This is a genomic window from Clostridium paridis, assembly GCF_016765615.1.
GTDB classification, from domain to species: domain Bacteria; phylum Bacillota; class Clostridia; order Clostridiales; family Clostridiaceae; genus Clostridium_T; species Clostridium_T paridis.
Genome location: NZ_JAESWA010000004.1, coordinates 90,920 through 103,831, shown reverse-complemented (window position 1 = coordinate 103,831; position 12,912 = coordinate 90,920). Strand labels below are relative to the sequence as shown.

Genomic DNA, 12,912 nt, shown 5'->3' with positions numbered 1-12,912 from the left:
TCTTTAAACATTATTTACATGATATAATACTGTAAAATACAGTATTTTCAATATGTTAGTTTTATTAATATTCGGAGATAAATTTGTTTAATTAAAAGATACTACATATAATGCAAAAATCATATTACATTTCATTGTCCAACTCTTGGTTGAAACGTCTAAGAGTTGGACTGTGACGTGTAAATTCTTTAATGCATTATATATGCATAAGGAGTTTTTTATGGGAAAATTAAATTTTTCGGAATTAGTAAATGTAAGAGCATTAGAAAAAATGGCTGAAAGCCTCTATGCCATTTCAGGGATTCCTGTAGGAATTATTGATGTTGATGGAACTATTTATGTTAAAATTGGATGGCAAGATATTTGCACAAAATTTCATAGAGGGCATCAAGAAACAAATGATCGCTGCACTTTAAGTGATAAGAGTATTAATGAAAACCTTGTAAAAGGAAAATATATTGAGTATAAGTGCTTAAATAATATGTGGGACATAGGAGTTCCTATTATAATTGCAGGAGAACATCTAGCTACAATTTTCATGGGTCAATTCTTTTATGATGATGAGGAAATTGACAGAGACTTCTTCTATAATCAAGCATTGCAATTTGGATTCGATGTAGAAGCTTATATGGAAGCACTTGATAGAGTACCTAGGTATTCAAAGAAAAAAGTACAAGATATAATAGGATATTATCAAGGGCTTGTAAATACTTTAGCTGAAAGTGGGCTTAGACAACTTGTATATGAAGGTTCTAAGAAAGAGTTAGCTAAGAATCAAAAATATCTATACACAATTTATAATTCTGTAAACGATGCTATTTTTGTTCATGATTTTTATGGGGAAATTATAGATTGTAATCATACAGCTACAACTATGTTTGGGTATTCAAATGTTGAACTTATTAATATGAATATAAATGATTTAATGTCAGAAAAATCAATACTAACTAAAATTCAATTAATGCAATCATTTCAGAAAGCTAGAAAAAATGACGCAATTGTTTTCGAGTGCATCTTTACTACTAAAGATGGAAATGAGTTTTGGGTAGAATTAAACACTAGTGTTATTAAGTTTGATGAAAATGAAGATATAATAACTACAATTAGGGATATTACAGATAGAAAGTTAGCTGAACTTGCGTCACAAAAGGAAGCCTATGAATTGGAGAACTTAAGAACAGAATTTTTTGGGAATATATCTCATGAGCTAAAAACACCGTTAAACATAATTTTTGGAGTAACACAGATTGTTGAAATGGAAATGCAAAATAAAGACAAGCCGATAGATAGAGAAAAAGTACTAAACAACTTAAAGATTGAAAAGCAAAACTGTTTTAGACTTTTAAGATTAATTAATAACTTAATCGATTCTACGAAATTAGATTCAGGCTATTTTGAACTTAATATGGTTAATTGCAATATTATAAATGTAGTTGAAGAAATCACTCTGTCAGTGGCTGAATATATTAATAGTAATAATATATCATTAACTTTTGATACCGATGTAGAAGAAAAGATCATAGCTTGTGATTTAGATAAAATTGAAAGGATAATTTTAAATCTTCTATCCAATGCTGTAAAATTTACACCAGCAGGAGGAGATATATTTGTAAATATACTTGATGGAAAAGAATATATAACTATAACAGTAGAGGATACAGGGATTGGAATTCCTCCACAAAAGCTGAATATAATATTTGATAGATTTAGACAAGTTGATAAGTCCTTTGCAAGAAATCATGAGGGGAGTGGGATTGGATTATCACTTGTAAAATCTTTAGTTGAAATGCATGGCGGAGATATAGATGTTGAAAGCAAGTATGGGATTGGGACAAAGTTTATAATAAAGATTCCTATAAAGATAGCTGACAATATTACAAGAGAAGAAAGCAACAAACAAGTTAATAGCATGATAGATAATTGTGTAGAAAGAATTAGAATTGAGTTTTCAGATATATATAATATGGATGAGAGGGATATTTAACTATATCCCTCTTTTTTATATTAATAAATAATCTTTTTCTATTTAAAGATATAGTTGAATAAAGGAATATCCTAATTTTATACCGTAAATAATCAATATTGTTCCACAACCTATATTAATCCATTTGATAATATTAGTTAATTTGCTACGAAATATTGTTACGAAAGTTGCAAGAGCATTAAACCAAATAAATGAAGCAAAACAAACTCCAATTATAAAGTATTGAGACATATCAATTGGCATAGAGGCACGAAATCCACCAAGAAGCAATGACCCATCTATTATTGCTTGAGGATTTAACCAAGTAACTGCAAAACAAGATAAAATGATTTTAAAAAGAGAGTTGTCCACTTTTTTCTCATCAGAAATTTGAACCGAGGAACGTATTAATCCAATACCAATATAAGCTACAAGTATACACCCAGATAAAAGTAACAATCCTTTTAATATTGAAAACTTGTCAATAAGAAAACCAATTCCAAAGAAACAAGAAATAGCTAAGGTTATATCAAAGAAAATCGTTATAAGTGCAACTTTATAGGTCTCTAGCCTACTTTTTATAGTGGCAGTATTAATTACATATAAGTTTTGTGTACCAATAGGTGCCACATAGGCAATCCCAAATAAAAATCCTTGAAGCAAATATTTAAACATGTAGTTATTCTCCTAAAAACAATAAATTGAAATGTCTTTTCATATTATAATAATGAGGGTGGATTAAGTCAATTTCTTTAATAAATAGAACACAGGAGTCCTTTTTAGTATACACTAATTGCATAGAATGTTATAATTAGTAAGTAGGGAATTTAAGATTAGTAAGTGCTTAATAATCTGAAGGGGTGTGTTAAATTGAATTGGCTCGGGATGATATTGATAGGTTTAGGATTAATATACTTATTATATTCATTATTAAATAAGAGTAAGATTAATTACTACTTCAAGGGATATATAAAACGAAATGAAATGAAGATTATAAAGCCAATTGAATATTTTAAATTACAATTAAGTTTTTCAATATTTAACGCTCTAGTATTTATAGCTTGTGGGGTATTAATAAGCATTTTTGCTCCTAATGATATATTCTTTATTGTTGCATTAGTACCATTTCATTTTATAAACTTATTGCTTATGATTGAAAGCAAAAAACGAGGATATATAGATTATAAAGCATATAAAACCTATAAATCATGAGAGTATTTTATTGAATACAACTATAATTTTTGTTGTTATTTATAAAAGATAATGGGGGGGAGAATATGAGATCACAACTTTTAGAAAGACAGAATACATTATTGCTCTGTGCAAAGTCTGTAGGTATGACAGATTGCGACAATTTGCATAGAGAGCGTAGATTTAAATACTAGTCGCATAATAATAGTCAGTTATTTACAGGCTTTGCCTCTTAAATTTTAATTATAAATTTAAGGAGCTGAGCTTTGTGAGATATATTAAGGCAGAAACAATTTTACCAGTAGATTTAGTTAAGGAAATCCAAAAATATGTTCAAGGTGGATATATTTATATACCATCTGAAGCAGAGAAAAGAAAAAGATGGGGAGAAAACTCAGGTACTAGAGCTTATATACAATGTAGAAATGAAGAAATTTTTATGAAGTATAGAAGCGGCTATAAAATTAAAGAGCTATCTGAAGAATTTTTTCTATCTGTTGAGAGTATAAAGAAAATTATATATTCTAAAAAATAAATATCACAAAGCTACTACATTTTATAGACTTAAAAGGTAGTAGCTTTTCTTAAGTAAAGAATAATAGAGAAATGTTTATTAACTATTATGTTCACGTATAAGAATATTATAATTAACTGAGAAATTAATATGTATAAAAGGAGTAGCTGTATGGAGTGTGTAGTAAAAGATTTATCTTTAAATTATGAAATAATTGGTGAGGGAAAACCCATACTTATGATACATGGTTATGGTGTAGATCATAGGATAATGACTGGATGTATGGAACCTATTTTTAGTGAGAAGGAAAATTATAAAAGAATATATTTGGATTTACCTGGTATGGGGAAATCCAAGTGTGCAGAGTGGATAATTAATTCAGATAGTATGCTAGAGATTGTAATGGAGTTCATTAATAAAATAATTCCTAATGAAAATTTCTTAGTAGCAGGTGAATCCTACGGCGGGTATATCACAAGAGGACTAGTATATAAAATGCCTGAGAGAATTGAAAGGGTTTTATTAATATGCCCAGTAATATTACCTAAGTATAGCGATAGAAATGTTTCAGAACATATTGTTTTAGTTAAGGATGAGCAAGTTTTATCTAAATTAACTACTGAAGAAGCTAGTTCTTTCAATGATAGCACAGTTGTTCAAAGTGAAAGGATATATGAAAGATATAAGAAAGAAATTATAAGTGGTGTAGAATTGGCAAATGAGGAATTTATAGAAAGGTTTATAAAAACTGGATATAGTTTTACCTTTGAGGTTGATAAGCTAGATAAAAAATTTGATAAGCCAGCTCTTATTTTATTAGGTAGACAAGATGATTGCGTAGGATATAAAGATGCCTGGAACATCCTTGATAATTACCCAAGGGCAACATTTGCAGTTTTAGATAAAGCAGGACATAACCTGCAAATAGAACAAGAAGAACTTTTCAATGTACTAGTTAAAAAATGGCTTTAAGAGTAATAAGTAGGTTATGTTTGCATTATTAATCAAACATAACCTTTTAATTTTAGAAATCAGCTGAGTTTAATTTAAATATACTTTTGTTTATGTGAGAAATGTTAGTCTTATTTTTTATTAGATTAGTTAAAATCCCACAGTAAGATATATCTCCTTGAAGCAAAGCTCCATAAATTATTCCGTCCTTATGAATAATTTTTTTATATACATTTTTTGTTTCATAAATATCAGTAGTGTAAGTGCTATCTGGAGCTTCAATTGTTCCAATTGAAACAGACTCAAGACCTAAGAAATTCATTGAATTTAGGTATGCAAAATTGTCATCACAAGTTGCTTCTTTACCTAACATATTAAGTGCAGCACATTTACCTTGTCTGGCTGCAACTGGCCATATTGGGGATAGGGCAGTCACGTCACCAGCAGAAAATATGTCTTTTATATTTGTTTTGCAAGTATTATCTATTAAAATACCTCTATCTGTTTTAATTTGAGTATCTTTTATAAAATCTATATTAGGTCTAACTCCAGCTGCAACAATAATTAAATCACATGAAATTTCAGTGCCATCACTTAAGGCTAATGCAGCAGCTTCCCCTTTTTCATTTAAAATAACTTCTTTTGCTGAAGAATTAAGATATAACTTAACATTATTTTTAATAAGAAGGTTTTCGTATTTTGAGGAAGCAGTTTTATCTAATTGAAGAGGTAAGATTCTATTAGCCATTTCAACTAAATGAATACTAGCACTTTTGTGAATTAATCCAACCGCCGCATCAATGCCAACAAGTCCTCCACCTATTATAACTACATTATCTCCATATTTATATCTCTTTGCTATAGAGATAGCATCTTCTATATTTCTTAATGGAAATACATTTGTAGCTTCTCTTAGATTTTTAACTGGAGGAATAAAAGCTGAAGCACCAGAAGCAATTAGAAGTTTGTCATAGCTTAAAGTTTGATTATTACTTAATTCTAAAGATTTTAATGTGTCGTTTATTTGCATAACACTTAATCCTTTAAGCCAAATTATTCTATTTTTATCAAAGAAATCATTTTCAATAAAGGAAAGAGAATTTAGGTTTCTTTCACCACTTATATACAGATGAAGCATACATCTAGAATATACATTTTCATCTTTGGAGATTAAGACTATTTCACATTCTGAGTCTGTTTCTCTTAGAGTTTTAGCAGCATTTATACCAGCAGCACTAGCCCCTATAATTACATATCTCATTTTCATGCCTCCTTACTTAAGGAAATAGCTCCAGTTGGACAATTCTCAACACATCTAGGAACTGATCTTCCATTACATAAATCACATTTTAAAATCACTTTTTTTGTATTATCGTCAGCTTTAAGAACTCCATATGGACATGACATCACACACATAAAGCATGAAGCACATTTGTCTTTATTATAGGATACAACACCAGTTATTGAGTCTTTAGTCATAGCTCCACTCATGCAAGCATTCACACATTCAGGTTCATCACAATGTCTGCAAAAAATAGGAGATGCTTTACCGTTAGAATCTAAGGTTATATAACTTCTGCTTTCATTTTTTGTATCTTCAAGGTCTAAGCTGAAAATTGAAGTCCCATTTTCATTGTGTTCAGCCATACAGGCAAGGGTGCAATTTAAACACCCTTGGCATATAGCTTTATCTATTACTATCCTATTCATAAGCTTTATCCTCCTAAAATTTAATTAGGCTAAGCCTAGACTATTTCTTCTATTAAGAATAATCTCTTCAAGACGATCTGCTGCTTTAATTACATCATCTTCAAGAATAAGCTGTCCACCTGTAATATCTTTTAAGTCTTCAGTTAAAACTTTAGTAACAACCTTACTTCCAGTTATAAAAGGTGGAATCGCAAGATGTAGAGGAAGCCCTAAAGCAAGTCCAAATGCCCCATCAGCGAGAGCTTGTTCTTCTAGCCATTGAGGTGCAGATAAAACTAATGGAAGTTCCGGAATATCTATTCCTAAGTATTTAGCAAGCTCAGATGCAACTATTTCAAGTCTACCTATAGCTAAGCATGGACCGAAGTTTAAAACTGGAGGAATTCCCAAGCTTTCACAAACAGCTTTTAAGTTATCACCAGCAAGGGAGGCAGCAGAAGGTGACATTAAGCCAACGTTTTCTAAACCACCACTTGAGCAACCGGCAGATAAAACTATGATATCTCTTTTAATAAGTTCCTTTGTAAGTTCAACTGTAAATACATCATGGCCTTTAGCTGTAAGATTTGAACAACCAACAACACCAGCAACCCCTTTGATTTTTCCACTAGCTATTAAATCAACAAGAGGCTTCCAAGTGCCACCTAAGAATTCTCTAAGTGAATTTTCACTTACTCCAGTGATTACATCATCATAACCATGATCCATTGGAATATTTATACCAACATTTTTTCTTCTATCTGAATAACTTTTAACAGCTTCTTCAATTATTTTTAAAGTTATTTCTTCTCTTTCTTCATAGCTATAGTTTATATAATCTGCATTCGCTTTTTTAGCTACATCATCAAGACAAATCATTTTAACTTGGAATTCATCAGCAATTGGCTCTATACCAGGCAATGTACAGTTAAATTCTGATAGAATTATATCTATACCACCTGTTGTAATAAGAGCTTCACTTGTGAAATTATTTCCTGCATGGCCAGAGAAAACATCTTTGTAATGTTCACCTCTAAGTTGTAAGTCTTGTCCTACACAAGTACATCCTACAAGTTTAAAGCCTTTAGCGCCAATAGCGTTAGCTTTTGCTACAATGTCCTCATCTAAAAGTCTATCTTGCATGTGGGCAAATATTGAATGTTGGTGTCCAGTTATCATTATGTTTATATAATCTGAATCTACAACTTTAAATCCAACCTTTGCAGGACGAATAACTGGTTCTCCAAGCATAACGTCATTAAGTAGATTTGTTAAAGTAAGTCCATAGAGACCAGTGGATATTCCAAGGTTTAAACAGTTAAGTAGCATATCAACGGGGTCACTGTTTAGATTTGTAGATGTTTTTACTACAGCATCAAAAACTTCAGATTTAGCACCGCCAGGAAGTATATTAAGTTCTTGCCATTTTTTAAATCTTGGAGCATAAGCCATTTTTTCTGTTAACTCCATTTTTTCATATCTTGGTTTATATAAATCTTTTAAAACAGCTTCAGAAACTAAGATGGCTTTCTTATGCATATCAGCTTCTTCTATATCAAAAAGTTCTGCAAGGTGATTTAGGGCGTTTACACCTTTTATAGTTCCATTATTTTCTCCTGTTTTCTTTAAGTTAAGTGCAGTTGATTCAACAATATGAAGATAACATCCAGCTCCAGCAGCTACTGCTCTCAAAAAATTGCGGGCAACAATTGTATCAGCATTAGCTCCACATACTCCACGAGGTGATTTTGGAGTTATACGGCATGGTCCATTTGCACAAAGACGGCAACAAACACCTTGCTGGCCAAAGCCACACTTAATGCTTTGAGTTTCCACTCTATGATGAGAGGTTTCAACATCGACCTTTGCAATAAAATTCTCAAGAACTTTATCAGCACTTGAGCATGTTGTACAGTTTCCACAAGTATTCATTTAAAACTCCTCCTTGAAAGTATACCAAAATGGTATAGTATTAATTATAAAAAATGGGGATTAGTATTTCCCCTCTTTTAAATCTTTAAAATTAACCCCCTGAAGCTTAGATACGAGGCTTTCCTGTATACCTCCTAAAGCTCTATGGATTTCACAGCGATTACCTTTATGAGCATTACAGTAGGCAGGATCAATCATGCAACGATTTACGTAAATAGGACCATTTATTGATTCTATAACATCCTTTAGTGTGATTTCTTCAGGAAGTTTGTTAAGAGAATAACCACCATTAACACCACGAAAGGACTTTATAATTCCACTGGCAATAAGTTTCCTTAAAAGCTTAAGTAAAAATCTTAAAGGCAAGCCTTCATGCTCTGATATAGTAGACGCGTCAACTTTAGCCCCTTGCTCTAATTTTGATAAATAGAGTACTACACGTAATCCATAATCTGCTTCTTGTGTTATTTTCATATAATCTCTCCTAATGTATACTAATTTGGTATAGTATTAATGTAATACTTTGAGATATTTTTGTCAAGAGATGGGAAAAAAGTTTTTGCTATTTTTGGAAGGAGAATTTTTTTCATTTTAAATAATATGAATCAATTTCGAAATGTTATTAACAATATATTAAAAAACAGATGGCTACTTTGTTAAATTCAATATATGAAATCATTCTATTGATAAAATGATTTTTAATGTATTTGAAAATGGTTTGCTTTTATTTTATAATCTCTACTTATGTGGAAAAATATCATCAATAGGGGAGTTCAAAATGGAAAATAAGAAAAAGTTAACATTAGTACCGTTAGTATTAATGGTTTTTACATCAGTTTTTGGATTCAATAATATTTCAAAAGCTTTTTATAAGATGGGATACGCGGCAATTCCGTGGTATATATTATCAGGATTAACCTTTTTCATTCTTTATGCATTTATGATGGCAGAGTATGGGACCGCTTTTAGAAAAGAAAAGGGCGGAATATATTCTTGGATGGAGAAGTCCGTTGGAGGTAAGTTTGCGTTTATAGGAACCTTTATGTGGTATTCATCCTATGTAATTTGGATGGTAAGTGTTGCAACGGAGATATGGATACCTCTTTCAAATCTAGTCTTTGGCAGGGATATAACTGATGAACTATCATTTCTAGGTTTAACATCTACGCAAATACTTGGAATACTAGCAATATTATTTGTTATTTTAGTTACGTTTATTGCGTCAAAGGGGTTAAAGAGTGTAAGCAAGGTAACATCAGTAGGGGGAACAGCAATTGCATTACTTAATGTTGTATTACTAATTGGAGCAATTTTAGTTTTTGCATTACATGGTGGAAAACTTGCTGAACCAATTACATCAGTAAGAACATTTATTGATTCACCTAATCCAAATAGTAATTCATTAATAAATATATTATCATTTTTGGTATTTGCAATATTTGCATACGGCGGTATCGAAGCAGTTGGTGGACTAGTTGATGAAACTGAAAAACCAGAAAAAACATTCCCAAAAGGAATGATTATATCTGCGACAATAATTGCTGTTGGATACTCCTTAGGTATATTTATGTGTGGTATGTTCTTAAATTGGAATGATTTAAGTGCAACTAAAGGCATTAACCTTGCTAATATAACTTATATAATAATGAATAATTTAGGTTATACAATAGGTACTAGTTTAGGCTTAGGACAGGCAACAGCAGTTAGCATGGGAGCATTTTTTGCTAGAGTAGTAGGACTATCAATGTTTTTAGCATATACAGGTTCATATTTTACATTAATATATTCTCCTATTAAGCAAATAATAGAAGGAACACCGAAAAAGCTATGGCCAGAAGCCATTAGTAAAATAGATGATGATGGAATTCCAAGAAATGCTATGTGGATGCAATGTGGGTTAGTATGTGCATTTGTAATGCTTACAGCATTTGGCGGAGATGGAGTATCACAGTTTTTCTCATATATAGTACTTATGACTAACGTTGCAATGACGCTGCCATATTTGTTTATAGCAATAGCATTCATTGGATTTAAAAAGAAGACAGAAATAGAAAAACCATTCGTAATATTTAAAAGTTACAGAAGTGGAGTAATTGCAGCAGTAATAGTTACAATTACAGTATTTTTTGCAAACCTATTTACAATAATTGATCCTATATTACAGGACAAGCCAGATTTTAAATCGACTTTGTGGATGATTGTAGGACCAATATTCTTCTCATTAGTAGCATTTATAATGTATAGCAGATATGAGAAGAAAATAAAATAAGGTAAAGGGACATTTTGTTTGTTAAGCAAACAAAATGTCCCTTTGTGCTTTATGGTATAATTAATCTGAAAGAGGTGGTATTTATGGAAAGTATTAGAGAAATATTAAATAAAGAAGAGATGCTAAAAGCATTTAAGGTAATGAAACAATTAAGACCACATCTAGATGAAAAAGAATACTTTAAATTAACTGAAGATATGAAAAAAGAAGGATATAAATTATTTGGACTTTTCATAGAAGAGAAAATAGTTGCTATTACAGGATTTATAAAACTTACAAACTTATATTATGGTAAACATGTATGGGTTTATGATTTGGTTACAGATGAAAATGAGAGATCGAAAAAATATGGAGAGACATTATTGTCCTATGTAGCTAAATGGGCAAAGGAAAATGATTGTAAGGTAGTTGCGCTATCATCTGGATTACAAAGAGTAGAGGCCCATAGATTCTATGAAGAGAAAATGTGTTTTGATAAAACTAGCTACACATTTAAAAAGGATATATAGAAGAGGTAATATAATGAAAGAAAGGTTACAAATTAATGCAGATAGATTTCTTGGCTTTGCGGATATATATGATAGTGCAAGACCAAGATGCCCTGAAAAAGTTACACAAATTATACTGAAATATTTAGGGGAAATGCCATTGCTTGTGGTGGATTTGGGCTGTGGCACAGGACTTTCATCAAGGATTTGGAGTAAAATAAGTAATAAGGTTATTGGAATAGAACCAAGCAAAGATATGATTGAAATAGCAAAAGAGAAAGCTTCTGACTTAGAAAATATTACATTCATTTCTTCATTTTCAGATAAGACTGGATTAGAAGGTAATTCAGCAGATATTGTAACATGTTCACAATCCTTTCATTGGATGAATCCTGAGACTACTTTAAATGAAGTACAAAGAATATTAAAGAAGGGTGGAATTTTTGCAGTTTATGATTGTGATTGGCCACCAATATATAAATTAGAGATAGAACTTGAATATACCAAACTCTTTGAAAAAGTGCGTGAAATAGAATCCAGACATCCTGCTATTAAAGATAAATCTATTAGATGGGATAAAGATAAGCATCTTTCAAATATAAAAAACAGTGGACATTTTCAATATGCAAGAGAAATAGTTTTCTCAAATACTGAAATTTGTAATGCTCAAAGAGTTATTGAGATGGCTTTAAGTCAAGGTGGGTTACAAGCTATTATCAAAGCAGGGATAAATGAAATTAATCCGTATATAGATTCATTTAAAATGAAAGTTTTTGATGTTTATGGAAATGATGAATTTGAGGTGGAATTTTGTTATCGTATGAGATTAGGTATTAAATAAGTATATTTTTACATGGAATAATATCAAAAACTAAGACCTTATTCAATAATAAAGATTCTAACAAAGTATAGTGTCCTTGCAAATTGGTGCATAATATGCAAGGTGATAAATATCATATGCTACTATAATTGTAAATGAAAGGGAGTGAGTGGATGGATTGGCTTAAGAGAATGAATGGCGCAATTAAGTATATTGAACAGAATTTAACAAATGAAATTGATTATAACAATATATCAAAGGTTGCATGCTGTTCAAACTATCATTTTCAAAGAATGTTTTCTTTTATAACAGATGTACCTTTGGCAGAGTACATTAGGAGAAGAAGGCTTACTTTAGCAGCCTTAGAACTGCAAAATAGCAGTATTAAGGTAATAGACCTTGCACTGAAGTATGGCTATGAATCTCCTGAGGCGTTTACTAGAGCATTTAATAAAATGCATGGGGTTTCACCAACTATAGCCAGAGAGATGGGAACACTTTTAAAAGCTTATCCGCCATTATCCTTTCATATTTCAATAAAAGGAGGTGCAGAGATGAATTATAGGATTGTAGAAAAGGGCTCATTTAAGTTTTTTGGTGTAGAAGAGATTATTGACTTAACAAATGGTAATAACTTAATTAGGATACCGAAGTTTTGGGAAGAATGTTATGAGGCTGGTATTCTAGACAAATTAAGCGAGGTACAACAAAAAGTTGAGACTGAAAGTGAATTTAAACTTTGTGATGCGAATGGAATTATGGGATATAGAGATACGGGAAAAGATACTATGCCATATATGATAGGTGTTGTTGATTTCGAAGATGAACTTAAAGTTCCAGATGAATATACCTCAGTTTCAGTTGATCCATTTACATGGGTAGTATTTAGAACAGAAGAGCACTATGAATCAGAAGTTACAGAAAAGATTCAAGAATTATGGAGACGTATATTCCAAGAATGGTTCCCTAGCTCAGGTTACGAGCATGCTGAAGGGCCAGAAATGGAATTATACTACACAGCAGACGATGATAGGTTTTTCTCAGAAGTTTGGATACCGATTATAAAGAAATAAAGGACTACACATTTATACAAAA

At 31.1% G+C, this 12,912-nt stretch carries 13 protein-coding genes; 8 read left to right on the top strand and 5 right to left on the bottom strand.

The annotated features are described in order from the left end of the window. Positions 1 to 220 precede the first annotated feature (220 nt). On the top strand, positions 221 to 1,984 hold the full coding sequence (locus tag JK634_RS00980) for a sensor histidine kinase (protein ID WP_202765769.1): 1,764 nt from the start codon (positions 221 to 223) through the stop codon (positions 1,982 to 1,984). Between the two features lie 42 nt (positions 1,985 to 2,026). On the opposite strand, the gene JK634_RS00975 is transcribed toward JK634_RS00980, so the two are convergent. Beyond that, positions 2,027 to 2,638, bottom strand: a complete 612-nt coding sequence (locus tag JK634_RS00975; RefSeq protein WP_202765768.1) for a LysE/ArgO family amino acid transporter — start codon at positions 2,636 to 2,638, stop codon at positions 2,027 to 2,029. Positions 2,639 to 2,833: 195 nt separating this feature from the next. On the opposite strand from JK634_RS00975, the gene JK634_RS00970 reads away from it, so the two are divergent. The 3 genes from JK634_RS00970 (at position 2,834) to JK634_RS00960 (ending at position 4,640) form a co-directional block, all read left to right on the top strand. Beyond that, positions 2,834 to 3,175 (top strand): hypothetical protein, encoded by a 342-nt coding sequence (locus JK634_RS00970; RefSeq protein ID WP_202765767.1) that lies wholly within the window; start codon positions 2,834 to 2,836, stop codon positions 3,173 to 3,175. Between the two features lie 247 nt (positions 3,176 to 3,422). Further along, the gene (locus JK634_RS00965; protein WP_202765766.1) at positions 3,423 to 3,689 is read left to right on the top strand and encodes a CD3324 family protein; all 267 of its coding nucleotides are present in this window, start codon (positions 3,423 to 3,425) and stop codon (positions 3,687 to 3,689) included. Between the two features lie 150 nt (positions 3,690 to 3,839). Continuing rightward, a complete protein-coding gene (locus JK634_RS00960) occupies positions 3,840 to 4,640 on the top strand; it encodes an alpha/beta fold hydrolase (RefSeq protein WP_202765765.1) in 801 nt (266 codons plus the stop codon). Between the two features lie 52 nt (positions 4,641 to 4,692). Here the strand turns inward: JK634_RS00960 and JK634_RS00955 are convergent, their stop codons facing one another. From JK634_RS00955 to JK634_RS00940, 4 genes are read right to left on the bottom strand one after another with little or no spacing between them, the layout of a single operon-like run. After that, positions 4,693 to 5,880 carry an NAD(P)/FAD-dependent oxidoreductase gene (locus JK634_RS00955; protein WP_202765764.1) on the bottom strand — a complete coding sequence of 396 codons (1,188 nt, stop codon included), beginning with the start codon at positions 5,878 to 5,880 and terminating at the stop codon, positions 4,693 to 4,695. 2 nt (positions 5,881 to 5,882) lie between these two features. Beyond that, entirely contained in the window at positions 5,883 to 6,329 is a 447-nt protein-coding gene (locus JK634_RS00950; RefSeq protein ID WP_202765763.1) for a 4Fe-4S dicluster domain-containing protein, read from the bottom strand. A gap of 24 nt (positions 6,330 to 6,353) precedes the next feature. Then, on the bottom strand, positions 6,354 to 8,240 hold the full coding sequence (cooS, locus tag JK634_RS00945) for an anaerobic carbon-monoxide dehydrogenase catalytic subunit (protein WP_202765762.1): 1,887 nt from the start codon (positions 8,238 to 8,240) through the stop codon (positions 6,354 to 6,356). 60 nt (positions 8,241 to 8,300) lie between these two features. Continuing rightward, entirely contained in the window at positions 8,301 to 8,714 is a 414-nt protein-coding gene (locus tag JK634_RS00940; RefSeq protein WP_202765761.1) for an RrF2 family transcriptional regulator, read from the bottom strand. A gap of 304 nt (positions 8,715 to 9,018) precedes the next feature. Here JK634_RS00940 and yjeM point away from each other — a divergent pair, with 304 nt between their 5' ends. The 4 genes from yjeM to JK634_RS00920 all read left to right on the top strand — a co-directional run bounded on the left by yjeM (position 9,019) and on the right by JK634_RS00920 (position 12,890). Further along, entirely contained in the window at positions 9,019 to 10,509 is a 1,491-nt protein-coding gene (yjeM, locus tag JK634_RS00935; protein WP_202765760.1) for a glutamate/gamma-aminobutyrate family transporter YjeM, read from the top strand. Between the two features lie 83 nt (positions 10,510 to 10,592). Beyond that, complete coding sequence (locus tag JK634_RS00930; protein WP_202765759.1) at positions 10,593 to 11,018, top strand: GNAT family N-acetyltransferase; 426 nt, start codon at positions 10,593 to 10,595, stop codon at positions 11,016 to 11,018. 13 nt (positions 11,019 to 11,031) lie between these two features. Continuing rightward, the gene (locus JK634_RS00925; protein WP_202765758.1) at positions 11,032 to 11,838 is read left to right on the top strand and encodes a class I SAM-dependent methyltransferase; all 807 of its coding nucleotides are present in this window, start codon (positions 11,032 to 11,034) and stop codon (positions 11,836 to 11,838) included. Between the two features lie 152 nt (positions 11,839 to 11,990). Then, a complete protein-coding gene (locus JK634_RS00920; RefSeq protein WP_202765757.1) occupies positions 11,991 to 12,890 on the top strand; it encodes an AraC family transcriptional regulator in 900 nt (299 codons plus the stop codon). The last annotated feature ends 22 nt before the right edge of the window (positions 12,891 to 12,912 follow it).

Excerpts from the sequence above, each read along its gene's own strand:
- JK634_RS00980 (WP_202765769.1), top strand. The coding sequence starts at position 221 with ATGGGAAAATTAAATTTTTCGGAATTAGTAAATGTAAGAGCATTAGAA.
- JK634_RS00975 (WP_202765768.1), bottom strand. The coding sequence starts at position 2,638 with ATGTTTAAATATTTGCTTCAAGGATTTTTATTTGGGATTGCCTATGTG.
- JK634_RS00960 (WP_202765765.1), top strand. The coding sequence starts at position 3,840 with ATGGAGTGTGTAGTAAAAGATTTATCTTTAAATTATGAAATAATTGGT.
- JK634_RS00955 (WP_202765764.1), bottom strand. The coding sequence starts at position 5,880 with ATGAGATATGTAATTATAGGGGCTAGTGCTGCTGGTATAAATGCTGCT.
- JK634_RS00950 (WP_202765763.1), bottom strand. The coding sequence starts at position 6,329 with ATGAATAGGATAGTAATAGATAAAGCTATATGCCAAGGGTGTTTAAAT.
- cooS (WP_202765762.1), bottom strand. The coding sequence starts at position 8,240 with ATGAATACTTGTGGAAACTGTACAACATGCTCAAGTGCTGATAAAGTT.
- JK634_RS00940 (WP_202765761.1), bottom strand. The coding sequence starts at position 8,714 with ATGAAAATAACACAAGAAGCAGATTATGGATTACGTGTAGTACTCTAT.
- yjeM (WP_202765760.1), top strand. The coding sequence starts at position 9,019 with ATGGAAAATAAGAAAAAGTTAACATTAGTACCGTTAGTATTAATGGTT.
- JK634_RS00930 (WP_202765759.1), top strand. The coding sequence starts at position 10,593 with ATGGAAAGTATTAGAGAAATATTAAATAAAGAAGAGATGCTAAAAGCA.
- JK634_RS00925 (WP_202765758.1), top strand. The coding sequence starts at position 11,032 with ATGAAAGAAAGGTTACAAATTAATGCAGATAGATTTCTTGGCTTTGCG.
- JK634_RS00920 (WP_202765757.1), top strand. The coding sequence starts at position 11,991 with ATGGATTGGCTTAAGAGAATGAATGGCGCAATTAAGTATATTGAACAG.